The organism is Desulfitibacter alkalitolerans DSM 16504, from assembly GCF_000620305.1.
Lineage (GTDB): Bacteria > Bacillota > DSM-16504 > Desulfitibacterales > Desulfitibacteraceae > Desulfitibacter > Desulfitibacter alkalitolerans.
Genome location: NZ_KK211100.1, coordinates 205872 through 230764, shown reverse-complemented (window position 1 = coordinate 230764; position 24893 = coordinate 205872). Strand labels below are relative to the sequence as shown.

Sequence of the window (24893 nt, the reverse complement as noted above, 5' to 3'; positions counted from 1 at the left end):
AAATTGCCTAACAATAACAAACTTTTGGTGCCTCAGGCTAGAGCAGCTATGGAACAATTCAAGTATGAAACAGCTCAAGAACTAGGAATTCAAATTCCACAGGGTGGATATATGGGAGACCTTCCTTCAAGGGTTAATGGTTCTATAGGAGGATTAATGGTCAAGAAAATGATTCAGACTTACCAGCAGCAGCGTGCTGGTCAGTAATAAGTTTAAAAATACAGCCAAGTTTCTCTTTAGGAGGTGAAACTATGCCACAAGGTGGAGGAAATACAAATAATTTAGTAGTCCCACAAGCTAGAGCAGCAATGCAGCAATTAAAGTATGAAACTGCTCAAGAACTAGGAATTCAAATCCCACAAGGGGGATATATGGGAGACCTTCCTTCAAGAGTTAATGGTTCCATTGGAGGATTAATGGTCAAGAAAATGATACAGTCTTATGAGCAGCAGCGTGCTGGTAAGTAACAAGCATAAGTTGTTCAAAGTCTAAATTAGGATTGTATTATTTGTAATATGGAGCAGGGTTGCCCTGCTCCTTTTAAACTTATTTACAGCTTGTTAATTGTACAAAGCATGCTCTAGTGATAGTATATATTCCCCTCTTCAGGGCCGATAGCTGGGTGTAATCCTTGATTTAAGCCAGATGCTACAATTTTTGCTGTGGTTTCAATTAGATCGTCAATTTCTTTAGGCGTCACAGTAAAATTGCCATTAAATGGCTGCAGCACAGATTGAATAGCATCCTGCACAATACTATCATTCAAAAGAGTCTTTTGTATTGGTTGATTGCTTACAAGATAATGCAGACTGGCGGATACCACAACTGCTGCATGTACTACTGTTGGTATCCCAATAGCAATAACAGGAACTCCCAGTGCTTCCCTGGTTATAGCCATTCTTTGATTGCCAATACCTGAACCAGGGTTTATTCCCGTATCAGCTATTTGAATAGTTGAGGTAATACGACTTAAATCCATGGCTGCTAATGCATCTACTGCTATTACCAGGGAAGGTTGAACCTTTTCTACAACACCTTTAATGATTTCAGCTGTTTCAATGCCTGTAATGCCAAGTACACCAGGTGATAATGCACATACTGGTCTAAGACCACCTTGGACATTCTGGGGTGTATATTTGTGAAGATGCCGGGTGACAAGAACCTTGCCTGCTACCTTTGGGCCAAGGGCATCTGGTGTGGCATCCCAATTTCCCAGGCCTACAATTAAAACTGTATCATTTTCGGTAAGGCCAACAGATTGCAATAGTCCTTCAAGCTCTTTTCCCATAATATCTGCTATTTCCTGGTGGACCTCAGGGTTATTCTCTCTTAACCCTGATGATTCTATTGTAAGGTAGTTGCCAGGCTGTTTACCCATTTGTCTGGCACCATTCTCGTCCAATATTTGAATACTGGTAATTGTACCATTGCTGAACTGCTTTACATTTTCTCTAACTCCCTGGATTTCTTGATTGGCATCTCCTCTTAACAGGCTGTGTGCTTCTATGGCCAAGTCCAGGTTAATTCCAAGATTTTTTATTAAATCAAAGGTCAATGTCAAAGTATTACCTCCTAATAATTTGCTTTAAAAATATAATTCCCAAAGTTGAGTATTATATTACCTTTATGATATACTTTTATGTAATAAAGGGAGGTAAAAAAATGTTAGTAAAGTGTTCCCTTTGCGGCATCAAAGAGGAGATATCAAAAATCCATAAGGATTATCAGCGGCTAGCCAGTAATCCACAAGGAATTTATATTTGCTTTAAATGCAATAATCATGTGAAAATTAGTGCAAGTACCGCTATAAAAAAGGAAATCAGATCCTTGTAACATTGAAAAAGGAATGAGTAATATAAGAACGAGGGTCTCCTAAAGACCCTCGTTCTATGGGAGAGGAGAAACCGGAGGAAGAGCTTATGGGGGAGGGTTATTAAAAATAACCACTAAGCTCTTCAGTAAAATGCTTTACCAGTAAATATTATGGACCTTTAAGCAGCAAAATATACATTGATAACTGTTAAAAATAAGGAATTTAGATCAATGTAAAATTTACCATCTTTATCTAGGATATGTTATAATGGGGTGTATATGTGAGAATAATTTCAGGTTATGCCAAGGGAAGACGAATAATTGCCCCTAGGGGAACAAAAATTAGACCCACATCTGATAGGGTTAAGGAAGCCATCTTCAATACAATATCCCCTTTGGTTTATAAAAGTGATTTTTTGGACTTGTTTGCAGGGACCGGCAATATTGGCATAGAGGCATTAAGTAGGGGTGCTAACAGCTGTACCTTTGTTGATCAATCTCCCAAGGCCATTAAATGTATAAGAAATAATTTGGCAAATATAGGTTTTGAGGATAGGAGCACAATAATATTAGGTGATTCTAGAAAAATAATTAATAAACTCACTAAAATATATGATATTATTTTCTTGGATCCTCCCTATGGATATGATTTGGTAGTACCAATAGTAAAAAAATTAAAACTGTTGCTAAAAGAAGAAGGAATTATAGTAGTAGAAACAGAAAGTAAAATAGAGCTGCCGCCACAATGTGACACCTTTCGATTATTGAAAACATCTAAATATGGTGATACACAAGTGGGGTATTATAAATAGTTTACTAAATCTAATATAGAGTTGTAAGGGAGGACATTAATGTGGATATTTTCATGTTGCTTGACGAACTAGAGCAAGAAATAGAAACAGGCAAGAAGGTTCCTCTGTCCAGCAAAATAGTAACTGAAAAGGAAAAGCTGTTAGATTACATAGATAAAATTCGCAGTGAACTGCCAGAAGAAATGAGACAAGCAAGATGGGTGGTAAGAGAACGAGAAAGAGTGATAAATGAGGCTAAAATAGAAGCACAGGAATTACTAGAAAATGCAAGAAATAAGATAAAAAAGCTGGCACAGGAATCTGAGGTTGTTCGAGAAGCAAAGCATCAAAGTGAAGAGATAATTGCAGAAGCCCATAAGGTTGCCTATGAAATTAAAAGTGGGGCCAATCAATATGCAGATGATGTTCTGGCTTCAATAGAAGCCAGACTCCAAAAAACTCTTGCTATAGTAGGAGAAGGAAGAAATGAGCTTAAAGAAAGGCTACCCAAAAGAGAAGTTAATGAAATAGAAGATGTAGGATAGGTCTAATTCTTTTAATTAAAGATAATAATAGAGATAACGAAAGAAATAAAACTATAATTAATACAAATATACCACAACTGTAATATATGATACCCAACGTGCTATATTCCCAATATAACAGGCTATCATATTTAGATATGACCGAAACTGCGGGATTGTAGATCAACAGGGTAATTAAAGCTGCCATGATTCCATGGAAAAACCTTGCAATAACAAAGGGGTAAAATCTTATGTCTGTGGTGGCCAACATGCTAATGGCCTGAGCATGGATTGATAGTCCAGACCAGCCTAATATTAGACTGACTGCGGCAACCTTTATGTGTAATGGGGAAGGAGATTCAGCAATTAGTTTTGAGCCAATAGTCATTTCCACAAAGCCGCTGGCTATGCCTTTTGCTAACTGATGGTCCACCATTAATAGTGGATTTAATAAAAATGTTAAGCAAACAGATATTAGCCCAATCACATTGAATAGGTTCAATAATTCTATTATAACTGAAAAAAGAATGATAAAACCTCCTATTTGGGTCAGATTATTTACCGAGTTCCTTATAGCATCACCAAGGATTTTCCCTAGAGGTTTTTTATTGGGTATTTGACTATCAAGCAAGGCCTGTAAGGCCTTTTTAAATCCTAGCTTTTGTGAATTATAGTGCATACCATATTTTCTCGGAGCCCTAAATCTTAAGCAGACACCTAGAAGAATATTAGCCAGATAATGAGAAACTGCAATTATCACGCCAATTTCAGGACTATTAAACATACCAACGGCTACAGCGCCAAACATGAACAGAGGGCTTGCATTATTTGTAAAGCATATTATTCTTTCAGCTTCATTTCTTGTAAGCAAATGTTTTTTTCTTAAATCTGCTGTTACAATTGAGCTTATTGGGGCTCCAGAAGTATAGCCAACCGCTAGTACAAAGGCACCAGTTCCTGGTAGTCTAAATACAGGTCGCATTATGGGTTCCAGTAAAACTCCTAAAAACTGTACAATTCCAAGGGCAACAAGAATTTCTGACATTATAAAAAAAGGCAATAATGCTGGAAAGACAATAGTCCACCATGCATTTAGTCCGCGCAAAGAAGCTTCGAATACCTGCTTGGGAAAAATTATTAATGAGAAGAATATAACAAAAATCAACACTAGTTTTAAAAGAAAAATTAAACTAGATTTCCTTTGTTTTATCATAGTTTCTCCAGTTGAAATACTATTATTATATATATATACTTAATTGTGTCGCATAATAGACCAAGAAGGTGGGATGTCTATGCAACGCCCCATTGTGGGATTAGCACTTGGTGCCGGTGCCGCAAAAGGAATGGCACATCTTGGGGTACTAATGGCATTGGAGGAAGAAAATATACCAGTTGATATAATCGCAGGAACCAGCATAGGCAGTGTATTTGGAGCACTGTATGCTGATAATGCTGATTTAAACCTGGTCTTTAAAATTGCTGCTACTTTAAGACATGAGCAATTTGTTGATGTGATTTTGCCAAAAATGGGTTTGATAAAGGGTGAAAAAATTGAAGAATTGTTTAGGCTAATTACAAAAAATAAGACTTTTGACCAATTAGCAAAGCCATTTTTTGCAGTAGCTGCAGATATAGAAACGGGTGAAGAAATAATAATAAATACAGGCAAAGTTGCAGATGCTTTAAGGGCAAGTGTTTCTATCCCAGGAATCTTCAAACCAAAAAATCTTGGCACCCGGCTATTAGTAGATGGTGCAGTAAAAAACCATGTGCCCATTAACGTATTGAAGATGCATGGCGCAGACTACATAATAGCAGTAGATGTTAGATTTGGAGGTAGAATAGGCACCAGGCATAAGGTGCAAAATATCTTTGATGTTATTTTAATGTCATTGGAAGTTCCTCATTTTGATAGTATTAAGCAGTTATGTAATGAATGCAGTGTATTAATACAGCCAGATCTTTCCCATATCAGTCCCGCAAGATTTGATTTAGTCCAGGAGTGTATGGAAATAGGGATAGAGGAAACCAAAAAGCATATACCGGTCATAAAAAAAGATTTACATGCCATGGGAGTGATATGAAAGATAAGTTTAAAAGAGATTATAGTAAGGGGGATATTTATCAAAATGAAAGTGTTAGTTGTAAACTCAGGAAGCTCATCAATTAAGTATCAGATGTTTGATATGACAAATGAGGAGGTATTGGCCAAGGGTTTAGTTGAAAGAATCGGTCTTGACGGTGCTTTAATAGCTCATCAGCCAGCAGGTCAGGACAAGTATGTGCTAGAAACAGCGATTCCTAATCATGAAATAGGAATTAAGTTAGTAGTAGAAGCTTTATTAGATAAGGATCATGGAGTAATAAATGGCATGGAAGAGATTAACGCAGTGGGACATCGTGCGGTTCACGGCGGTGTAATTGCCGAATCAGTACTAATTACTGATACCATTAAAGAAGAATTTAAAAAGCTGTTTAATCTAGCACCACTGCATAATCCACCTGGTCTTATGGGTATGAATGCATGTGAGAAGTTAATGCCAGGCATACCTCAGGTAGCTGTTTTTGATACAGCCTTTCATCAAACCATGCCGCCTTCAGCATATACTTATGCTTTACCAAAAGAATTATGTAAAAAGCACAAAATTAGAAGATATGGCTTTCACGGCACTTCACACAAGTTTGTTGCTCAGCGTGCTGCAAAGGTAGCTGGTGTGGAACTTGACAATAGTAAAATTATTACCTGTCATTTGGGAAATGGGGCATCAATAACTGCAGTAAAGGATGGCAAATCAGTTGATACAAGCATGGGATTAACACCTTTAGAAGGATTAGTAATGGGCACTCGCTGTGGTATAATTGATCCTGCCATAGTACCTTTTTTAATGGATATGGAAAATCTAACCACTGACCAGGTAAGCACCCTAATGAATAAAAAGAGTGGTGTTTTAGGAATTTCTGGAGTAAGCAGTGACTTTAGAGATCTAGAAGCAGCTTCAGCCGAGGGGAATAGAGATGCACAATTAGCCATTGATGTATATGTACATTATGTAAAAAAACTTATAGGCTCCTATGCAGCAGTATTAAATGGTGTTGATGTTCTAGTATTTACTGCAGGGTTAGGTGAAAATTCATGGGATATAAGAGAAAAAGTATGTGAGAATATGGATTACCTGGGAGTTAAAATAGATAAGGAAGCTAATAAAATTCGTGGTCAAGAAAAAGTAGTCTCAGCTAGTGATTCTAAGGTTAAGGTAGTAGTCATACCTACTAATGAAGAACTTATGATTGCAAGAGATACAAAAGAGGTTGTTGAGGCAATTTCTTGACATTTAGTCCTTTAGTCCTGTATAATCTCCCTTAGAGTCATGAAAAGGATGGTTTGCTGTGTTTATTGATGTTGAGAAGATTAAACTTGACAAATTATTAACTCGACATTACGACTTTACAGTTAACTTGCCTCAAGTAATTGTGGGTCAAGAGAAAGTTACTTTTAATGGGCCGATTAAGGTGGTCGCAGATGTAACATTTACTCAAAAGGATATTCTTGTTAAGGGCAAAATTACTGCCGAAGCAAAGGTTATATGTCATTGCTGTTTGGAGCAGTTTACACTTGACATAGAAACTCCTTTAATGGAAAGGTTTGTAACAGCTGCTCAATATAACCTTCTGTCAGAAAAGGAACAGCAGGATGGGGATGTTAATTGGTACCAGAATGGTCAAATCAATTTGGAACCGTTAATAGAGCAGGCATTGTTTTTAGCTTTGCCCATGAAGGCAGTATGTAAAGAGAACTGTCAAGGATTGTGTCCAAGGTGTGGTTGTAACCTTAATCTGAAAAAATGTGAGTGTAAGAATGAGGAAATTGACCCCAGATTGGCAGTTTTGCAGCAGCTACTTAAAACTAATTAGAGCAAGGGAGGCTTATAGATGGGAGTACCAAAAAGAAGGCAGTCAAAAGCCAAAGTTCGTGCCAGACGTGCACAATGGAGAAAAATTGATTCGCTACCTTTAGTGGAATGTCCACAGTGTCGTCAATTAAAGGTGCCGCATAGAATGTGTGCAGAATGTGGTTTTTACAAAAAAAATGCAGCCGGCGCAGAAAAAGCATAAGGCTATTGGCATTGGACCTTAAAGAGAGTTGTTAACGTATATGTTGACAGCTCTTTTTTAGTACTATCAGGAAGTCTAAGTTTCACACTAAAACATTAAACTTTTTCTAAATCTCTTGCCAATTATAGAAAAAATAACTATAATATATTTAATATCAGGTACTAATAACAACTAATAGTTAGAGGTGTTAATATGGCTAAAGGTTTAAAAAAGCAAAGACAGGAAGAGTTAGTAAGCTATTTAGAAAATAATCCTTTCAGCACTGATGAAGAATTGGCTGAGCACTTTTCTGTTAGTATCCAGACAATACGCCTGGATAGAATAGCCCTTGGTATACCAGAATTAAGAGAAAGAGTTAAGAGTGTTGCCGAGGAAAAATATGCCAAGGTAAAATCACTTTCCGAAACTGAGATTATGGGAGAATTGATAGATATTGATCTTGACAAGGAAGCCTATTCCCTGCTAAAAATTGAAAAGGAGCATACTTTTGAAAGGACTGGCATTGCCCGTGGGCACCACCTTTTTGCTCAAGCTAATTCTTTAGCTATTGCAGTAGTAGATGCCAAGGTGGTACTGACTGGTAGTGCCAGGGTGCGTTATAAAAGACCTGTCCGTATTGGTGAAAGGGTAGTATGCAAAGCAGTCGTAAAGGTAAAAAGATCCAATACATATTTAGTATCCATATACTCCAAGGTTGAAGGTGAAATGGTTTTTAAAGGACAGTTTATTGTCCAGTCACAATCCACATAAGCTCAGGATATAACTCATTGCTTGAAGGATGAGTCATGAGGTAAGATGCACCGAAACAATAATAGAGAAGCCTGCATCATGTCACCTGCTTCGGTTCATCTTATAGCTGATGTATTCGTACACTAATAAAGGAGGAACCTTAAATGGTTAAGATAGCCCTGGATGCCATGGGAGGCGATTATGCCCCAAGTGAAATTATTAAAGGTGCTGTAGAAGCTGTAAAAAAAAATTATGCAGAAGTAGTTTTAGTTGGTATTGAGTCCCAAATTGAAAAGGAACTGGCCAAATATCCTACCATGGAAGGTATAAGTGTTATACATGCATCAGAAGTAATAGGCATGGACGAGGCACCCGCAGTTGCCACTAGAAAAAAGAGAGATAGCTCCATGATGGTAGCTGCCAGGTTGGTTAAGGAAAAACAAGTTCAAGGCATGGTATCAGCTGGCAGCACAGGAGCGCAGATGGCGGCAAGCGTTATGAACATAGGTAGAATTAAAGGAATAAGCAGGCCTGCCATAGCTACCTTAATGCCAACCTTAAGTGGGCCAAAATTACTTTTAGATGTAGGCTCAAATGTAGATTCTAAACCTGAGAACTTACTTCAATTTGCTCAGATGGGTAGTTTATATGTAGAAAAATTATTAGGATCTAATAACCCAAAAGTTGGACTCATTAACATAGGTTCAGAAAAAACTAAAGGAAATCAGCTAACAATAGCAGCATATGAGCTATTAGAACAAAGCGCATTAAATTTTGTTGGCAATGTAGAGCCAAGAGATATTCCTCATGGACCAGTTGATGTTATGGTATGTGATGGCTTTGTGGGCAACTGTCTATTAAAGTTTGCAGAAGGCCTTGCAGGTGGATTTGGTGTTCTATTAAAAAGAGAATTGACTAAGAATTTTGTACGTAAGCTGGGAGCTTTAGCGCTGGTTCCAGGATTAAGGAATATTAAAAAGCAATTTGACTATTCCGAGTATGGAGGAGCGCCTTTATTGGGTATAAATGGAGTAAGTATAATATGTCATGGCAGTTCAAATTCAATAGCCATATGCAATGCTATTAAGGTAGCAGCCCAAAGCTATGATAGTAAATTAGTAGAGGCTATTCAGGGAATTAATGACATCTAAAGGTGGGATCATGGATTAAATGGAAAATAAATGCCGTGCAAAAATTACTGGTATAGGTATGTATTTGCCTGAAAAAGTAATAACAAATAAACACTTGGAAGCATCTGTAGATACAAGTGATGAATGGATTAGGTCCAGAACTGGTATTGAAGAAAGGCGCGTAGTTGAAGAAGGAGTAACATGTTCTGATTTAGGCGCCAGGGCTGCTTTAATGGCCATGGAACATGCCATGGTCACTTCACAAGATATTGATTTAATTATTGTTGCCACGCTGACCCCTGATATGGTATGGCCATCTACTGCTTGCTTGATACAGGAAAAAATAGGTGCCAATAATGCCGCAGCCTATGACTTATCAGCTGGCTGCACGGGGTTTATCTATGCCCTTGCAACTGCTACCCAGTTTGTAGAAACAGGGTTTTATAAAAATGTGCTTGTTATTGGCGCAGAGGTTATGTCCAAAATCGTTAATTGGGAAGATCGAAATACCTGTATTTTGTTTGGTGATGGAGCTGGGGCAGTTGTTTTACAGCCATCACAAGATTCAACAGGTATTCTGGCCAACTATTTAGGAAGTGATGGAAGAGGAGCCCATTTATTAAAACAGCCAGCTGGGGGATCCAGTCTTCCTCCGACATATCAAACAATAGATGATAAATTGCATACTATTTACATGAATGGCAATGAAGTCTTTAAATTTGCCGTACGTGTAATGGGGGAGGCATCACTAAAAGTTCTTGAAATAGCAGGTGTGGATAAGGAGGAGGTTGATTTATTAATACCTCATCAGGCAAATATGCGTATTGTTGAGTCAGCTATTAAAAGATTAAATCTGTCACCAGAAAAGGTAGTTGTAAATCTTAATAAATATGGAAACATGTCAAGTGCATCAATACCAGTTGCTCTCTATGAAGCATATATGAACCAGAAAATTTGTGAAGGGCAAAAAATTCTCTTAGTGGGTTTTGGTGCCGGGTTAACATGGGGAGCTACTTTAATTCAATGGTAGGCTAGGGTGCAAATTTAGATTAGGAGGTGTATTAATATCAAAACGCGAATCACACAAATTCTTGGTATAAAATACCCTATTTTTCAAGGTGGTATGGCTTGGATAGCTACGGGTGAATTGGCGGGAGCTGTATCTAAATCCGGTGGTTTGGGGATAATAGGTGCCGGAAATGCTCCGCCTGAAATAGTAGAGAAGGAAATAGAAAAGGTTAGGAAAATTACAGACAAACCATTTGGTGTAAATGTATATTACCTATCGCCCTATGTTGAGGAAATTATTAAACTTGTAATTGACAAGAAAGTTCCAGTAATCACCACAGGGGCCGGAAATCCTGGCAAACACCTGGCAGCATTAAAAGAAGCCCAGGTAAAAGTCTTTCCAGTTGTGGCCTCTGTTGCCCTAGCAAAAAGACTGGAGAGGTCTGGAGTGGATGGGATAATTGCAGAGGGTATGGAATGTGGAGGCCATATTGGGGAAATTACCACCATGGCCTTAGTACCCCAGATAGTAGATGCTGTAGATATTCCTGTGATAGCTGCTGGAGGAATTGCCGATGGAAGAGGCATGCTGGCAGCAGTGGCCCTTGGAGCAGAAGGTGTCCAGATAGGAACCCGCTTTATTTGTTCTACTGAATGTATAGCTGATGACGCATACAAAAATGAAATTATTAAAGCCAAGGATAGGGATACTGTTGTCACAGGAGTTCATGGACATCATGTAAGGTGTATTAAAAATAAGCTTACCAAAGAGTTTATTAAAAGAGTTGAATCAGGTGTTTCAATTGAGGAGTTAGGCGAGCTGGGTGCTGGTAAATTAAAGGCTGCTGCTATAGATGGAGATATAGAGATGGGTTCCATTATGGCAGGCCAGGTCTGCGCAATGATAAATGATATTAAGCCCGTAGAAACCATTATCAATGAATTAATTGAAGGCTATAATAAAGAATTAAAGAGGGTGCAAAATATATAATAAATAGTGGAGGTTAGCATGCAGAAAATAGCATTTATGTTTCCTGGTCAGGGAGCACAATATGTAGGAATGGGCAAAGATTTATGTGACAAATATCCAGAGGCACAAGAACTATTGCAGCAAGCAGATGATGTGCTAGGCTATAAAATAAGTGAAATAATATTAGATGGACCTGAGGAAGATCTTAAATTAACAGTAAATACACAGCCAGCAATTCTCACTGTAAGTACAATTTGTTGGCAATTATTAAAAAATTCAGGTGTTACTCCTGATTATGCTGCAGGACACAGTTTAGGAGAGTATTCAGCATTAGTAGCGGCTAATTGTATTGATTATCCAGATGCTCTTCAATTGGTATCAAAAAGAGGAAAATTTATGGAGGAAGCCATACCTGCCGGCAAGGGTGCCATGGCTGCAATCCTTGGTTTAGCGAATGAAAAGGTTGAAGAAATATGCTCTCGGATTGAAGGGGTTGTGGAAACTGTCAACTATAACTGTCCAGGCCAGCTAGTTATTGCTGGGGAAAAAGACAAGGTTGAAGCTGCATCCAGGTTAGCTGCTGCTGAAGGGGCCAAAAGAGTAGTTCCTCTTAATGTTAGCGGGCCATTTCATTCAAGCTTAATGGAGCCGGCAGCTGAGAAGTTTGCTTATGAACTGAGCAAAGTGAGCTTTAAAACCCCGGAATTCCCAATAGTAGCTAACCTAAGTGCCGAGATTGCTCAATGCCCAAATGAAATTAAGTCTGGCCTTAAAGGTCAAATGCATAGCCCTGTATTGTGGGATATGTCCATGAGAAAGCTAATAGCATTAGGTGTTGATAGGTTTGTAGAGGTAGGCCCTTCCAAGGTTTTAAGCTGTTTAATTAAAAAAATTGATAAAAATGTTAAAGTCTATAATGTTGAGAATGTAGAAAGCCTTGAGGGTACTCTAAAAGCTCTAAAGGAGGAGTAAGAATGTTATCTGGTGAAGTTGCCCTGGTTACTGGTGGGTCTAGAGGAATTGGTAAAGCCATAGCTACTGCTTTGGCACTAGCTAATGCAGCAGTTGTTGTCAATTCCATTGATGAACAAGAAGCTGCTGATACAGCCCAAGAGTTAAATGCATTAGGAAAAAAGGCAGTTGGAATAAGGGGCGATGTTTCAAATAGCGAGGAAGTTGAAGCCCTTGTCAAGCAGGTTCAGGATATATATGGAAAGATAACTATACTTATTAATAATGCAGGTATAACAAAAGATGGTTTATTGATGAGAATGAAAGAAGAGGATTGGGATAAGGTCCTGGATATTAACCTCAAAGGTACTTTTAATTGTACCAAAGCATGCATTAAAGATATGGTAAAACAAAAAAAAGGCAGCATTGTTAATATTAGTTCTGTTGTAGGTATTTCTGGGAATGCCGGTCAGACAAACTATTCAGCGTCAAAGGCTGGAGTAATTGGTTTTACTAAAAGCCTGGCTAAAGAAGTAGGAAATAGGGGCATTAGAGTTAACGCTGTAGCTCCAGGCTTTATAGATACCGATATGACTGGCAAATTGCCTGAAGAACTGGTTGCAAGAATAAAAGAGCAGATTCCTTTAGGTTCTTTGGGTGCTCCAGAGGATGTGGCTGATTTAGTAATGTTTTTAGTTTCTCCAGCAGCCAAATACATCACAGGTGAAGTGATTAAGGTTGACGGTGGGTTAAACTTGTAAGAACTTGAAAAAATGAATATGCAGAAAACTTCTATTGGAAGGAGGTGAGAAGAAAATGTCTACAGTATTTGATAAGATAAAAAAAATAGTAGTTGAACAGTTAGACGTTGATGAGGCAAGCATTACATTAGAAACCTCTTTTGAGGATTTAGATGCTGATTCTCTTGACATTGTTGAACTTATCATGGCTCTTGAGGAAGAGTTTGGTATTGAAATTCCTGATGAAGATGGCGAAAAGCTTACTACAGTGGGTGCTGCAGTAGAGTATATTAATAACAAAGCTAGTTAATTTTAAAACAAGGTCCCGTAGGGCTGCTACGGGACTTTCACCAAAGCAATTATTTTAATTTTATTTTATTATTAGTGGTTTTTATATAGGGGGTATGGCCCATGACAATTCCGTCTCTATCTATAGGCAGTTTTACAGTTCCCTTACCTATAATCCAGGGTGGTATGGCAGTTAGAATATCAACGGCTTCTCTAGCAGCAGCAGTTGCAAGAGAAGGGGGAATAGGTGTAATAGCTGGAACAGGAATGTGCACTAAGGAGTTAAGGAATGAGATTTTAAAAGCAAAAGAGCTAGCTCAAGGTAAAGGTAAAATAGGAGTAAATGTATTATTTGCCGCTTCTAACTTTGCTGAACTGATAAAAGAGGCTATGGAGGCTGGAATTGATTTAGTTATTTATGGAGCCGGTTTTTCAAAAGATGTATTTAAGCTTGGCAAGGAATATAACTGCCCAGTTGTCCCCATAGTTTCAAGTGCCAGATTAGCTAAGACTGCAGAGAAGCTAGGGGCTGCAGCAGTTATAGTTGAGGGATGTGAAGCTGGAGGGCATCTCGGTACTGACAGATCACTAAGGGATTTAATTTCTGAGGTTAAGAAAGAAACCACCATTCCAATAATCGGAGCAGGGGGCATATCTTCAGGGGAAGACATGTACAATGTGATGAAGCTAGGTGCGGATGGTGTTCAAATAGCTACTAGATTCGCTGCAAGTGAGGAATCAAATGCATCAGAGGAATTTAAAAAAGTATACCTATCTTCTGTTGAAGGAGATTCAGTATTAATAGATAGCCCAGTTGGATTACCAGGCAGGGCTGTACGAACGTCTTTTTCCCAATCAATTATAAATGGAGAAAGGATACCTGTAGAAAAATGTACATGCTGTTTAAAAAGCTGTAGCAAATCCTTCTGCATAAAAAAGGCACTGGAAAATGCCCAAATGGGATATATTGAAAAGGGATTAGTATTTGCTGGTATAAATGTACACAAGGTTTATGAAATATTACCTGTGAAAACCATAATTAATGAACTAATACAGGAGTTTGAAGCTACTACTAAAAGATATGGGGGGTTGTGGAATGACTAAAAGGGTAGTAATTACAGGAATGGGTATTTTAAGTCCAGTTGGAATAGGCCTTGAGGATTTTTGGGCATCTTTAACAGAAGGAAAATCAGGAATTGGTCCAGTAACACACTTTGATGCAAGCAATCTTGCCACTACCATTGCTGGTGAAGTTAAAGACTTTGACCCACAAAAGTACATTGATAAAAAAGAAGCCAAGAGAATGGATAGATTTACCCAGTTTGCTGTTGCTGCGGCAGTAATGGCTATGGAGGATGCCGGATTATCTAATGCTAATGTAGATTGTGAAAGAGTTGGGGTTATACTAGGTACAGGTATTGGGGGAACTAATACCTTTGAAGACCAACATCGTGTACTTGGTACGAAAGGACCAGGAAGGGTAAGTCCCTTTTTTGTCCCTATGATGATTGCTAATATGGCGGCAGGTCATATTTCTATAGCAGTAGGGGCAAAGGGAATAAACTATACAGTTATTACAGCATGTGCTTCAGGAACTAATTCTGTTGGTGAAGCATTTAAAGCCTTGCAGAGAAACTCCGCAGATGTAATAATAACAGGAGGAACTGAGGCTGCTATTACCCCTATGGCAATGGCTGGCTTTGCTTCCATGAAAGCCATGTCAACTAGAAATCATGAGCCTCAAAAAGCCAGCAGACCCTTTGATGCTGAGCGGGATGGATTTGTTATGGGGGAAGGTTCTGGAATATTAGTGTTAGAAACCCTTGAGCATGCAAGGAAGAGGGATGCAAAAATCTACGCAGAGGTAGTTGGTTATGGCTGTTCTGCAGATGCATTTCATATTACTGCACCGGCTCCTGGTGGAGAAGGTGGAGTGAGGGCAATGCGGCTGGCTGTTGAAGATGCAGGAATGAGTCCAGAAGAAGTTGATTACATTAATGCCCATGGTACATCCACTGATTTAAATGACAAGTATGAAACCCTGGCTATAAAAACTGTTTTTGGAGATCATGCTTATAAAATGGCCGTAAGCTCTACCAAGTCAATGACTGGTCACTTACTAGGGGCAGCAGGCTCTGTGGAATTAATTGCAAGTGTCTTAACCATAAAAAATGGTGTTATCCCTCCCACCATTAATCTGGAAAATCCAGATCCAGAATGTGATTTGGATTATGTACCAAACAAGGCACGAGAACAACAGGTTAATGTAGCCTTATCTAATTCTCTAGGATTTGGTGGCCACAATGCTACCGTTATTGTAAAAAAATTTGAAGAATAGGGAAGGCTAATGGATAAAAGAAGAAAAAAGAGCTTAGAAAGCTTTACAAATAAAAATAATATTTTTTTCTCGAATTATGACTTGTTGGATACAGCTTTTACCCATCCTACCTTTGTTTTTGAAAACAAAGGTAGGAGCTTTGAAAGCAATCAGAGATTAGAATTTCTTGGAGATGCTGTACTAGGAATGGTTGTAGCCCAATACCTTTATGAAGCATTTAAGCAAGAGCCTGAGGGCACTTTAACAAAAATGAGGGCAGCAGTTGTATGTGAGTCAACCCTTGCTAAAATTGCCAGAAAGCTTGAAATAGGGCAATTTTTGTGTCTTGGAAAGGGTGAGGAGCTTACAGGAGGAAGAGATAGAAACTCTTCTCTTGCAGATGCCTTTGAAGCTTTAATTGGTGCATTATACCTGGACCAGGGAATACAAGTTGTAAAAAAATTTTTGGAAGATAAATTATTAAATGAGCTGGACAAATATGAACTAGGTAATTATGGTGATTACAAGACAATGGTTCAGGAAATTGCACAGAAAATTTGTGGAGAAAATGTTACCTATCATATTATTTCTGAGAGTGGTCCTGACCACAACAAGCAATTCCAAGCAGGTATTTCTTTGAAAAATGAGCTTCTTGCCGTGGGCCTTGGCAGCAGCAAGAAGGAAGCCGAACAGGCAGCAGCAAAAAAAGCTTATGATAGCTTGAATTCTAAAAATAAAAAATATAATGGTGATTAATTTGAAGCACTATATAATACCTATTTTTGTTCCCCATATGGGTTGCCCGTTTCAATGTGTCTTTTGTGATCAAAGAAAAATAAGTGGCACAAGGCATGCTGATCCAGTTGAAATAATTAACAGTTATTTAGAAACCATAAATAAAAAAAAATTTAAAAAAAAGGTGGAGGTAGCTTTTTATGGGGGCAGCTTTACTGCTATTGAAAAGAAAAGGCAGATAGAGCTATTGTCATTAGTTCAACCTTACATAATGTCAGGTCGTGTTGATAATATACGAATTTCAACTAGACCTGACTTTATTAGTATAGAAGTGCTGGACTATTTAAAAAAATATGGTGTGAGTGTAATTGAGCTTGGTGTTCAGTCATTAGATGACAAGGTCCTTGAGCTATCAGGAAGGGGACATGATTCCAGTTGTGTTTATGAGGGGGCCAAGTTAATAAAAGAGGCAGAAATTTCTTTAGGAATCCAGCTTATGCCTGGTTTGCCTGGGGATACTTTAGACACAATACTTGCAACAACGAAAAAAACTATTTATATCAAGCCAGATTTTGTAAGGATATATCCTACTGTTGTTATACAGAATACTTTTCTCCATGAACTATTAAAAAGAAAAAAATATTTTCCATTGAAGCTTTCAGATGCAGTAAACATTTGTGCTAAAATGTATAGAGAATTTATAAATAATCGTATTCAAGTTATCAGAATGGGGCTGCAGGCTACTGATTTGCTTGAGCAGGAATATGTTGTCCAGGGACCTTATCATCCTTCCTTTGGGGAAATGGTTTTAAATGAAGTGGCGTATGATTTAATGGCGAATCAATTAAGTATTGTAGATTGTTCTTGTGGGCATGTGCAATTCATAGTACCATATAGGCAATTATCAATATATCTTGGCCAAAAGAGTATTAATCTAAAAAGGCTTAGAGGCATGGTACCCATTGATGTAAATATTGTTGGGAGTCGTGACCTGCCTAAAAATCAGTTTCAAATATCCACAGAAAACCGACTAATAAAGTGTTTTCAAAAATATATTAGGTAACAGTATAGAGTTTTTGGGGGGAGCAATTTGTATCTTCAAAGGATAGAAATCCATGGTTTTAAGTCATTTGTAAATAAAGTTTCGATTAAATTGGACAAGGGAATTACAGTTATTGTGGGGCCAAATGGTAGTGGTAAAAGCAATGTTGTAGATTCCTTAAGATGGGTCCTTGGTGAAACAAGCGTGAAATCACTTCGTGGCAGCAAGCTGGAGGACGTAATATTTTCTGGTACTAAAAACAGGAGACCCATGGGAATGGCTGAGGTCACAATAGTATTAGATAATTCATCTGGATTATATCCAATGGACTACAATGAAATAACTGTTACGAGGAAGGTCTTTAGAGATGGGGAAAGTCAATTTCTAATTAATAAAAACCATTGCCGTTTAAAGGATGTACAGTCCCTGTTCATGGATACTGGTATAGGAAAAAATGCTTTTGCCATTATTGGTCAGGGTAAGGTTGAGCATATTATTAGCTCTAGTCCTGAAGAAAGAAGGCCCCTTTTCGAAGAGGTGGCTGGAATAACCAAATATAAACACAGAAAAAGGGAAGCAGAACAAAAGCTGTCTGCAACAGAACAAAGCCTTCTTAGAATAGATGATATTTGTTATGAAATTGAGGAGCAGCGGCCAACTTTAAGGATAGAAGCAAAAAATGCAGAAGAGTATCTGAGAAAGTTAAAAATGTTAGAAAATGTTGAGTACCAGTATTTAAGCTTTGAAAGAGAAAAGCTTCAAAAAAGATTGGATACCATTACAGGTCAATACTGCCAGAATAACAGCCATGTTATCAGCTACAGCGGTTTTTTGTCAGATTTAGACAGATATATATTCAATGAAAAATTTATCCTGGATAAGTCCCAGGATAAAATCTCAACTATAGCTAATATTGTTGGTGAAATGAATTCAGAGATGGAAAGATATATAGGTGAAGAAAAAGTGCTAAGGGAAAAAGTTAATGGACTGCTCAGAGAAATAGAAGTTATAAAAGCAGACAAGGGCACCCAAAGCTCTGAAATAAATAACTGGACAAAAAATGTTGAGGAACTGCATGGGGATATTGGCAGTGTTAACACGAAGCTTCTAAAACTGCAGGAAAAACTAGATGATATTAATACAAATATAACTAATATACAGGCTGATTTAGAGGTTAATGAAAAGCTCCACGTGGTAAAAAGCAACCTACTTGTAGACTATCAGGCAATGCTTGTGCAGTATAAAAATGATACTGCTAAATATGAGGCAAGAATTTCTCTTTTAAAGAAGCAAAGGGATAAGATAAGGGAACAGCTGACAGACAGGGAAGATAAATTAATTAGCTTAAATGAGGAAGAACAGAAGGCAGCTGTTGAAACCAAACAGCTGCAGCAGACTTATGATGAAGTACTTGAGTCCATACAAACCAATAAAGACAAAATTAATAGTGTTGAAGCTGATAAGCAGCAGGCTAAAAATCAAAGGGATGCAATTGAAAAGGACCTGTATAAGATAAGTTCCAGGCTTAACTTTTTAAAAGAAATGGAAAGGGACATGGAAGGGTATTTTCCTGGGGTTAAGTCTATTCTCCTGGCAAAAAAAAATAACCCTGAGGACTGGGCTGGAATTATAGGAAGTGTGGCTGATATAATTTATGTGCCTAATGAACTTGTTTTACCCATTGAGGTGGCAATAGGTTCCCAACTTCAAAACCTTATAACTGCATCAAATAAGGATGCAGAGAGAGCCATTGCTTATTTAAAAGCTAATAAATCGGGTAAGGTTACTTTTTTGCCTCTAAATACAATTCAGTATAAATGCTTTGACATTCCACAAAGACACAAGAATGCTCCTGGACTTATAGGTATGGGTTATGAATTAATTAAGAGCGATAACAAATATGCTGCAATTATTAAACATCTGTTAGGACGTGTTTTGATAGTTGAAAGCCTCAACAAAGGACTTGTCTTTGCAAAGGAATTTAATTACTCTCTAAAAATTGTTTCCCTAGATGGACAGGTGGTTATGCCGGGCGGTTCCATTACAGGTGGTTATATTAAAGCTTCACCTGGTAATCTTCTATCTAGAAAAGCAGAAATTGCCAGCCTTATAAAAGAGAAAGCTCCTCTAGAGAGAGAGCTAAAGATTAAGGATGAAGAACTTAATAGATTAACTACTATTGAAGCAGCTCTTACAGATAAAGAAAGGGAATTGCTGCAAAAATCTAATGAATTAAAGGAAAAAATCCAGCAAGGCAGCAATACCCTTCAAATAATTAAAGAAAAAATCTCCACTGTTAAGGATGAGATATGTGTTTATGAAAATGAACTTGAAGTGGTTAACCATGGTGAAGCAGAAAATGAAGCATTAGTAAGTGAAGCAGAGAAAAAAATCAAGGAGCTGGAAAACCAGATAAATGACCTAAACATAGAGATGGAAATGATAAAAGACCAAATTAAAAAAAATCATGAACAGATTAATGACCTGGTAAATGTTCAGCATCAAGTTCAGATAGAAAAAAGTGTTTGGGACCAAAAAAACAATCAACTAAAGGAAAAAGTGGAGGACTACTTGTCACGAATATCTGCTTACAAGGATAAGATGGAAATTAGTGACAATAAGCTTCAGAATAATAAAGCTGAAATACAAAATATAGAGAACACCATTGAGGACCTCAATATAAAAATAGCTAACCTTCTTAAGGAAAAAGAAATCATGATTAATATAAAGCAGCAGCTTGTTGAAAGTAAAGACTTCCTTTTAAACAGGCTGGTTAGACATGAAAAAATCCAGACAAGGGTCAATGGTTTACATCAGGAAATTTCAAAGAGACAGCATCAACTGGAGCTGGAAAGGGCTAGAATTGAAACAAACCTGGAAAGTATAACTGCTACCATTACAGAAAAATTTGCAGGAAATTTTATACCAGTGGAAGTTGAAATAAAGAATTACAAAGTAGAAGTGGAAAGGCTTAAAGGAGAAATAGCTGCCTTGGGTCAGGTAAATGTTGGAGCCATTGAACATTATCAAAAATTAACTGAAAGGATAAATTTTCTTCAGAATCAAAGGGAAGATTTATTAAAAGGCAAGGAAGCCCTGGAGAAGGTTATTAAGGAAATTGACAGTATCATAGAAGAAAGATTCAGCCAAACCTTTGCAAAGGTAAGTCAAGAGTTTTCATCTATTTTTAAGTATTTATTTGATGGTGGCTCTGCCAGTATCTATGTTACCAATGAGGAAGATTTATTAAATACTGGCGTAGATATTGAAGCCCAACCACCAGGTAAAAAACTGCAGAATATAACCTTATTATCTGGAGGAGAGAAGGCTTTAACAGCAATTGCACTACTTTTTGCATTCCTGAAGGTAAAGCCAAGTCCCTTTTGCGTATTGGATGAAATAGAAACCTCTCTAGATGAAGCAAACGAACAAAGGTTTTCCCAGTTCTTGCGTGAACTTTCAAATAGCACCCAATTTTTAATAGTATCTCATAGACAGAATACAATGCTGGCAGCAGATAATCTGTACGGAATAACTACAGAAGAACCAGGTGTTTCAAAGGTGGTTTCTGTAAAGCTGTCTGATAACCTGGCAGTAGTTTAAGATTTAAAGAATATACATTGATTTCCGAGGAAAACTAAAGTAAAAATGTTTTACTCAGGAGCTGATGATATGTATAAACGAATAACTGGAATTTCCCAGGAATTAGTAACTAAGTTAGTAGACAGAACTACTCAGCTTAGTCAGGGAAGAAATGCTGGCTGCTTTGCTTTTGTTAATGAGGATGGAATTATAGATGAGGCCACAGAAATAGTAAATGGGGGTTTAAGTGGATTGCCTTTAAGGTCACTCCTTAATAAAATAACCCCCATGAAAGAAAAGTCTCTAATTGAAGGTCTAAATTTTTTGCCGGAAAATACAGTTTTTGTTGTAACCAGACCTGGAAAGACTGGCTTAGCTACTGATGTGTCAGGTGTAGATTTTTTTAACTGTCCAATAGTATCAATAGGGGTAAAAAATGAAGGAACTGCTGGAATTAGTATTGTATATCCAAAACCAGAGTACTTTGATTTATCTACAAAATCTGAAGAAATGAATATAGCCACTCTGGCCACCAGCACTATGGATGAAGAAAAGGATGTTTTAAGAACCAACCATGATTTAAGCTTAAAATACCTTGAGGTTTCTGAGGAACTGCCCCAACTTAAATGTAATCTAAAGGATGCAAGTGGTGGAAAAAATGAAGAAGCGTGGAGTTTGCCAAGGTTAGATGTTAAGTCTATAGATAAAAATTTGGCTGCATCCCTGGTTGATGAATCAATTAAGATTGGACAGGGCAGGGAAGTGGCAGCCATTGGAGTAATTGATGAAAACAGTCATGTTACCGGCAAAGGTAAAATAATTGCAGGTGGAATTGGCTATGTGCCATCTAGACTACTAGCATCAAGCTTTACTGATATCTCAGGGAAATCACTAAGAGTAATCTATAGTAATGATATACCAGATAATGCAATTATAATTCACACCCATCCGGGAGGAACAGGTGTAATGCATATTGGAGATGCTAATGCCGGACCTGGAACATGGGGAAGACCTATAATTGCAATAGGTCATGACAAAGATGGCAATATCAGGGGAGCTACTGTAATAGAAAAGGCAAGCAGGATATTTGAACTTACAGATGAAGATGAAGTATTAAACAATAAATTTTTTGATGCTGAAACAACGGAAGAGGAGTCTCATATACGCAATAGAAAGTTTGCAATAGCCCAGGAATTTACTGATCTATGCAAACCTATTGAGCTTAATTAGGCTGACGTGATAGAATATGTTTGGGTTAAGGTTAAGCCTTAACCTTTGTTTTATTTACCATTCAACCATATGAAATAAATACCACATGGTTGGACTGTTTAGTAATTTTTTGACCAGGAGGAAGGATAACGTGGGATTGTTTGATAAGCTAAAAGGCAAATTGCAGAAAACAAAACAGGGATTTGTAGATAAGGTTACTGAGTTAGTGACAGGTTACAAGAGAGTAGATGATGAGTTTTTTGAAAGGCTTGAAGAGATTTTAATAGAAGCAGATGTGGGAGTTAATACAGCAATGGATTTAACAGAAAAGCTTAGGCACAGGATTTATACAGAGAAAATCTCTGACATGGACAGGGTCAATGAAGTGATACAAGAAGAATTGGCAGGCCTATTAGAATACGAAAATAACGCAATAAATCTAGCAGAGCATAAGCCAACTGTAATAATGGTGGTTGGAGTAAATGGTGTGGGCAAAACAACCACTATAGGCAAATTAGCATACAACTTTAAAGAACAAGGGAAAAAAGTAGTTCTTGCAGCTGGAGACACTTTCAGAGCTGCTGCCATTGAACAGCTTGGCATATGGGCAGATAGAGCAGATGCAGACCTCATAAAGCATCAGGAGGGTTCTGATGCTGCAGCAGTAGCTTATGATGCTGTTCAAGCAGCCATTTCAAGAAAAGCAGACATAGTTTTAATTGATACTGCAGGGAGATTACATAATAAGGTAAATTTGATGAATGAAATTGGCAAGGTAAAAAAGGTTATAAGCCGCAGCAAAGAGGATGCTCCTAATGAAGTGCTTCTCGTCCTTGATGCAACAACTGGTCAAAATGCCATTTCTCAAGCAAAGACATTTAAAGAGGTTGTAGATGTAACGGGTATTGTATTAACTAAGCTGGATGGTACTGCTAAGGGCGGGGTTATTTTTAGTATTAAAGAAGAATTGGCCCTTCCTGTCAAATATATTGGTGTTGGAGAAAAAATTGAAGACCTAAAACCGTTTAATCCAGGTGAATTTGTAAAAGCATTGTTTTATAATGAACAGTAGGAGATTGGAAGGGAGTGTTAGTGTGAACAAGGTGGATTTTGCCATTATTGGGGGCACTGGGGCATTTATTGGGGCCAGAACGGGAGAAAAACTAAATAACAGGGAAAAAGTTGAGATTTCCACCAAATATGGAAAGGTCATTCTGGAAATTATTGAAGTCGGAGGAACCAGGGTAGCCCTGTTAAAAAGACATGGCCTAAATCACTCAATACCTCCACATAGAATTAACTATCGAGCAAATATCATGGCCTTGAAAATGTTAGGTGTTAAGAGAATTCTAGCAACAGCAGCAGTTGGCTCTCTCAATCGTGAATTTAAACCAGGCGATCTGGTGCTCCTAAGTGACTTTATTGACTTTACATGGGGAAGGGACATAACCTTTTTTGATGAGCCAGGTCAAGAGGTTATTCATGTGGATATGACAAATCCTTATTGTCTTTTCCTGCGCAGCAAACTAATTGATGCAGCCCAGGATACAGGCATATCACTGGTGTCTAAAGGGGCTACATATGTGTGTACACAAGGGCCGCGCTTTGAAACTCCGGCTGAAATATTAATCTACAAGCATTTAGGTGCAGATCTAGTAGGAATGACCTCTGTTCCTGAGGTGGTTCTGGCAAGGGAGGCAGAAATATGCTATGCAACTGCAGCAATTGTAACAAACTATGCTGCTGGTATATCTGACAACCCACTGACCCATCAAGAAGTCCTGGAGAGAATGACTATGTCCTCGGCAAAGATTTACACCCTGTTCAGCAAAGCAATAAAGATTACAGACAATAATAAACTCTGTTCTTGCCAGACAGCTGTTTCAGGTCAGGAAAGCCTGGGAGGATAAGCATATGAAAAGTGTAATCTGGGAAAACTCAACACTTAAACTTTTGAATCAGACAAAACTGCCTTTAAGAATTGAGTATGTAAATTGTAAAACTCATAAAGAAGTTGCCGGGTGTATAAAAAATATGATTGTGAGAGGGGCTCCAGCCATTGGGGTGGCAGCTGCCTATGGAATGGTTCTGGCAGCAAAGGAATTTTTAGAAGCATCTAACAAAAACTTTATGGATAAGCTTTACAATGCTGGTGAGCTTCTCAAGTCAACAAGGCCTACTGCAGTAAATCTATTCTGGGCCGTTGATAAGATGTATAAGGCAGCAAAGGATAATGAAGAGGCTTCCACCATGGATATAGCCTTAATTTTAGAAAAGGCTGCCATAGATATTCATGAAGAGGACATAGCATTAAACAAAAGTATTGGAGCACATGGAGTAAAGGTAGTCCCAGTAGGAGCAGTTATTATGACCCACTGTAATGCTGGAGCTCTGGCTACAGCAGGCTATGGGACTGCCCTTGGGGTAATAAGGACTGCTTTTGAAAAGGGTATCCTTGAAAAAGTTTTCGCCTGTGAAACACGCCCCTTGCTTCAGGGTGCCAGATTGACAACCTGGGAGCTTCACCAGGACAAAATTCCTGTAACCCTAATTACAGATAGCATGGCAGGATATATAATGAGCCAGGGGCAAATTGACATGGTCATTGTTGGCGCAGATAGAATTGCAAAAAATGGAGATGCTGCAAATAAAATAGGCACATACTCTCTGGCTGTACTAGCCAATTACCATAATATTCCCTTCTTTGTTGCAGCCCCATATTCCACAATAGATATGGACATGGCATCAGGCGATGAAATAATTATAGAAGAAAGACACTGCAATGAGATCAGGCACATACAGGATGTTGAGGTTGTTCCTGAAGATATTCATACTTATAATCCGGCCTTTGACGTAACTCCTAACAAGCTTATAACTGGTATCATTACTGACAGGGGAATCTTAGCTGCACCTTATGAAAAAGAGATTGACAGACTGTTTAGTAAAAAATGA

The 24893-nt window shown here is 38.0% G+C and carries 27 protein-coding genes; 25 read left to right on the top strand and 2 right to left on the bottom strand.

The genetic code is table 11. The features are described 5' to 3' along the window. Nucleotides 1-3 precede the first annotated feature (3 nt). A complete protein-coding gene (locus tag K364_RS0106765) occupies nt 4-207 on the top strand; it encodes an alpha/beta-type small acid-soluble spore protein (protein WP_084295564.1) in 204 nt (67 codons plus the stop codon). A 44-nt stretch (nt 208-251) separates the two neighbouring features. After that, nucleotides 252-467: an alpha/beta-type small acid-soluble spore protein gene (locus tag K364_RS0106760; protein ID WP_028307392.1), complete on the top strand. Its 216-nt coding sequence runs from the start codon at nt 252-254 to the stop codon at nt 465-467. A 113-nt stretch (nt 468-580) separates the two neighbouring features. On the opposite strand, the gene gpr is transcribed toward K364_RS0106760, so the two are convergent. Continuing rightward, complete coding sequence (gpr, locus tag K364_RS0106755; RefSeq protein ID WP_277995554.1) at nt 581-1561, bottom strand: GPR endopeptidase; 981 nt, start codon at nt 1559-1561, stop codon at nt 581-583. Between the two features lie 101 nt (nt 1562-1662). Here gpr and K364_RS26925 point away from each other — a divergent pair, with 101 nt between their 5' ends. From K364_RS26925 to K364_RS0106740, 3 genes are all read left to right on the top strand, one after another. Then, complete coding sequence (locus K364_RS26925; protein WP_169734743.1) at nt 1663-1833, top strand: DUF2197 domain-containing protein; 171 nt, start codon at nt 1663-1665, stop codon at nt 1831-1833. A 260-nt stretch (nt 1834-2093) separates the two neighbouring features. Next, nucleotides 2094-2624 (top strand): 16S rRNA (guanine(966)-N(2))-methyltransferase RsmD, encoded by a 531-nt coding sequence (gene rsmD / locus K364_RS0106745; protein WP_028307390.1) that lies wholly within the window; start codon nt 2094-2096, stop codon nt 2622-2624. 41 nt (nt 2625-2665) lie between these two features. Further along, nucleotides 2666-3148 (top strand): hypothetical protein, encoded by a 483-nt coding sequence (locus tag K364_RS0106740; RefSeq protein WP_028307389.1) that lies wholly within the window; start codon nt 2666-2668, stop codon nt 3146-3148. Here the strand turns inward: K364_RS0106740 and ylbJ are convergent. Then, nucleotides 3123-4340: a sporulation integral membrane protein YlbJ gene (ylbJ, locus tag K364_RS0106735; RefSeq protein ID WP_051533847.1), complete on the bottom strand. Its 1218-nt coding sequence runs from the start codon at nt 4338-4340 to the stop codon at nt 3123-3125. The genes K364_RS0106740 and ylbJ overlap by 26 nt on opposite strands. A gap of 79 nt (nt 4341-4419) precedes the next feature. Between ylbJ and K364_RS0106730 the strand changes: the two genes are divergently transcribed. From K364_RS0106730 to mtnA, 20 genes are all read left to right on the top strand, one after another. Next, entirely contained in the window at nt 4420-5211 is a 792-nt protein-coding gene (locus K364_RS0106730; RefSeq protein WP_035268327.1) for a patatin-like phospholipase family protein, read from the top strand. A gap of 45 nt (nt 5212-5256) precedes the next feature. Next, nucleotides 5257-6456 carry an acetate/propionate family kinase gene (locus tag K364_RS0106725; protein ID WP_028307386.1) on the top strand — a complete coding sequence of 400 codons (1200 nt, stop codon included), beginning with the start codon at nt 5257-5259 and terminating at the stop codon, nt 6454-6456. 58 nt (nt 6457-6514) lie between these two features. Continuing rightward, the gene (locus K364_RS23090) at nt 6515-7039 is read left to right on the top strand and encodes a YceD family protein (protein WP_051533846.1); all 525 of its coding nucleotides are present in this window, start codon (nt 6515-6517) and stop codon (nt 7037-7039) included. 18 nt (nt 7040-7057) lie between these two features. After that, a complete protein-coding gene (gene rpmF / locus K364_RS0106715) occupies nt 7058-7240 on the top strand; it encodes a 50S ribosomal protein L32 (RefSeq protein WP_028307385.1) in 183 nt (60 codons plus the stop codon). A 192-nt stretch (nt 7241-7432) separates the two neighbouring features. Further along, nucleotides 7433-7990 (top strand): transcription factor FapR, encoded by a 558-nt coding sequence (gene fapR / locus K364_RS0106710; protein WP_028307384.1) that lies wholly within the window; start codon nt 7433-7435, stop codon nt 7988-7990. A gap of 143 nt (nt 7991-8133) precedes the next feature. After that, nucleotides 8134-9120, top strand: a complete 987-nt coding sequence (gene plsX / locus K364_RS0106705) for a phosphate acyltransferase PlsX (RefSeq protein WP_028307383.1) — start codon at nt 8134-8136, stop codon at nt 9118-9120. Between the two features lie 19 nt (nt 9121-9139). Then, entirely contained in the window at nt 9140-10129 is a 990-nt protein-coding gene (locus K364_RS0106700; RefSeq protein ID WP_028307382.1) for a beta-ketoacyl-ACP synthase III, read from the top strand. 30 nt (nt 10130-10159) lie between these two features. Further along, nucleotides 10160-11098, top strand: coding sequence for an enoyl-[acyl-carrier-protein] reductase FabK (fabK, locus tag K364_RS0106695; protein WP_028307381.1), 939 nt, complete (start codon nt 10160-10162; stop codon nt 11096-11098). A gap of 18 nt (nt 11099-11116) precedes the next feature. Then, nucleotides 11117-12049, top strand: a complete 933-nt coding sequence (fabD, locus tag K364_RS0106690; RefSeq protein ID WP_028307380.1) for an ACP S-malonyltransferase — start codon at nt 11117-11119, stop codon at nt 12047-12049. Nucleotides 12050-12051: 2 nt separating this feature from the next. Next, nucleotides 12052-12789 carry a 3-oxoacyl-[acyl-carrier-protein] reductase gene (gene fabG, locus K364_RS0106685; protein ID WP_028307379.1) on the top strand — a complete coding sequence of 246 codons (738 nt, stop codon included), beginning with the start codon at nt 12052-12054 and terminating at the stop codon, nt 12787-12789. 55 nt (nt 12790-12844) lie between these two features. Beyond that, nucleotides 12845-13078, top strand: coding sequence for an acyl carrier protein (gene acpP / locus K364_RS0106680; protein WP_028307378.1), 234 nt, complete (start codon nt 12845-12847; stop codon nt 13076-13078). Between the two features lie 101 nt (nt 13079-13179). Beyond that, entirely contained in the window at nt 13180-14160 is a 981-nt protein-coding gene (locus tag K364_RS23085) for an NAD(P)H-dependent flavin oxidoreductase (protein WP_051533844.1), read from the top strand. Next, nucleotides 14153-15394 carry a beta-ketoacyl-ACP synthase II gene (gene fabF / locus K364_RS0106670; RefSeq protein WP_028307377.1) on the top strand — a complete coding sequence of 414 codons (1242 nt, stop codon included), beginning with the start codon at nt 14153-14155 and terminating at the stop codon, nt 15392-15394. The genes K364_RS23085 and fabF overlap by 8 nt, the downstream gene beginning before the upstream one ends. A gap of 9 nt (nt 15395-15403) precedes the next feature. Beyond that, complete coding sequence (rnc, locus tag K364_RS23080; protein ID WP_035268322.1) at nt 15404-16129, top strand: ribonuclease III; 726 nt, start codon at nt 15404-15406, stop codon at nt 16127-16129. A 1-nt stretch (nt 16130) separates the two neighbouring features. Next, a complete protein-coding gene (locus K364_RS23075) occupies nt 16131-17171 on the top strand; it encodes an elongator complex protein 3 (protein WP_028307376.1) in 1041 nt (346 codons plus the stop codon). A gap of 27 nt (nt 17172-17198) precedes the next feature. After that, the gene (smc, locus tag K364_RS0106655) at nt 17199-20753 is read left to right on the top strand and encodes a chromosome segregation protein SMC (RefSeq protein ID WP_028307375.1); all 3555 of its coding nucleotides are present in this window, start codon (nt 17199-17201) and stop codon (nt 20751-20753) included. A 69-nt stretch (nt 20754-20822) separates the two neighbouring features. Beyond that, the gene (locus K364_RS0106650; protein ID WP_035268319.1) at nt 20823-21962 is read left to right on the top strand and encodes a hypothetical protein; all 1140 of its coding nucleotides are present in this window, start codon (nt 20823-20825) and stop codon (nt 21960-21962) included. A gap of 130 nt (nt 21963-22092) precedes the next feature. Continuing rightward, nucleotides 22093-23013 carry a signal recognition particle-docking protein FtsY gene (gene ftsY / locus K364_RS0106645; protein ID WP_028307373.1) on the top strand — a complete coding sequence of 307 codons (921 nt, stop codon included), beginning with the start codon at nt 22093-22095 and terminating at the stop codon, nt 23011-23013. Beyond that, complete coding sequence (gene mtnP / locus K364_RS0106640; protein WP_051533843.1) at nt 23003-23851, top strand: S-methyl-5'-thioadenosine phosphorylase; 849 nt, start codon at nt 23003-23005, stop codon at nt 23849-23851. Before ftsY ends, mtnP begins: the two co-directional genes overlap by 11 nt. A gap of 4 nt (nt 23852-23855) precedes the next feature. Then, complete coding sequence (gene mtnA / locus K364_RS0106635) at nt 23856-24893, top strand: S-methyl-5-thioribose-1-phosphate isomerase (protein ID WP_028307371.1); 1038 nt, start codon at nt 23856-23858, stop codon at nt 24891-24893.

Coding starts and splice junctions, on each gene's coding strand:
- K364_RS0106760 (WP_028307392.1), top strand. CDS start 252: ATGCCACAAGGTGGAGGAAATACAAATAATTTAGTAGTCCCACAAGCT.
- K364_RS26925 (WP_169734743.1), top strand. CDS start 1,663: ATGTTAGTAAAGTGTTCCCTTTGCGGCATCAAAGAGGAGATATCAAAA.
- ylbJ (WP_051533847.1), bottom strand. CDS start 4,340: ATGATAAAACAAAGGAAATCTAGTTTAATTTTTCTTTTAAAACTAGTG.
- K364_RS0106730 (WP_035268327.1), top strand. CDS start 4,420: ATGCAACGCCCCATTGTGGGATTAGCACTTGGTGCCGGTGCCGCAAAA.
- K364_RS0106725 (WP_028307386.1), top strand. CDS start 5,257: ATGAAAGTGTTAGTTGTAAACTCAGGAAGCTCATCAATTAAGTATCAG.
- rpmF (WP_028307385.1), top strand. CDS start 7,058: ATGGGAGTACCAAAAAGAAGGCAGTCAAAAGCCAAAGTTCGTGCCAGA.
- fapR (WP_028307384.1), top strand. CDS start 7,433: ATGGCTAAAGGTTTAAAAAAGCAAAGACAGGAAGAGTTAGTAAGCTAT.
- plsX (WP_028307383.1), top strand. CDS start 8,134: ATGGTTAAGATAGCCCTGGATGCCATGGGAGGCGATTATGCCCCAAGT.
- K364_RS0106700 (WP_028307382.1), top strand. CDS start 9,140: ATGGAAAATAAATGCCGTGCAAAAATTACTGGTATAGGTATGTATTTG.
- fabD (WP_028307380.1), top strand. CDS start 11,117: ATGCAGAAAATAGCATTTATGTTTCCTGGTCAGGGAGCACAATATGTA.
- fabG (WP_028307379.1), top strand. CDS start 12,052: ATGTTATCTGGTGAAGTTGCCCTGGTTACTGGTGGGTCTAGAGGAATT.
- acpP (WP_028307378.1), top strand. CDS start 12,845: ATGTCTACAGTATTTGATAAGATAAAAAAAATAGTAGTTGAACAGTTA.
- K364_RS23085 (WP_051533844.1), top strand. CDS start 13,180: ATGACAATTCCGTCTCTATCTATAGGCAGTTTTACAGTTCCCTTACCT.
- fabF (WP_028307377.1), top strand. CDS start 14,153: ATGACTAAAAGGGTAGTAATTACAGGAATGGGTATTTTAAGTCCAGTT.
- rnc (WP_035268322.1), top strand. CDS start 15,404: ATGGATAAAAGAAGAAAAAAGAGCTTAGAAAGCTTTACAAATAAAAAT.
- K364_RS0106650 (WP_035268319.1), top strand. CDS start 20,823: ATGTATAAACGAATAACTGGAATTTCCCAGGAATTAGTAACTAAGTTA.
- mtnP (WP_051533843.1), top strand. CDS start 23,003: ATGAACAGTAGGAGATTGGAAGGGAGTGTTAGTGTGAACAAGGTGGAT.
- mtnA (WP_028307371.1), top strand. CDS start 23,856: ATGAAAAGTGTAATCTGGGAAAACTCAACACTTAAACTTTTGAATCAG.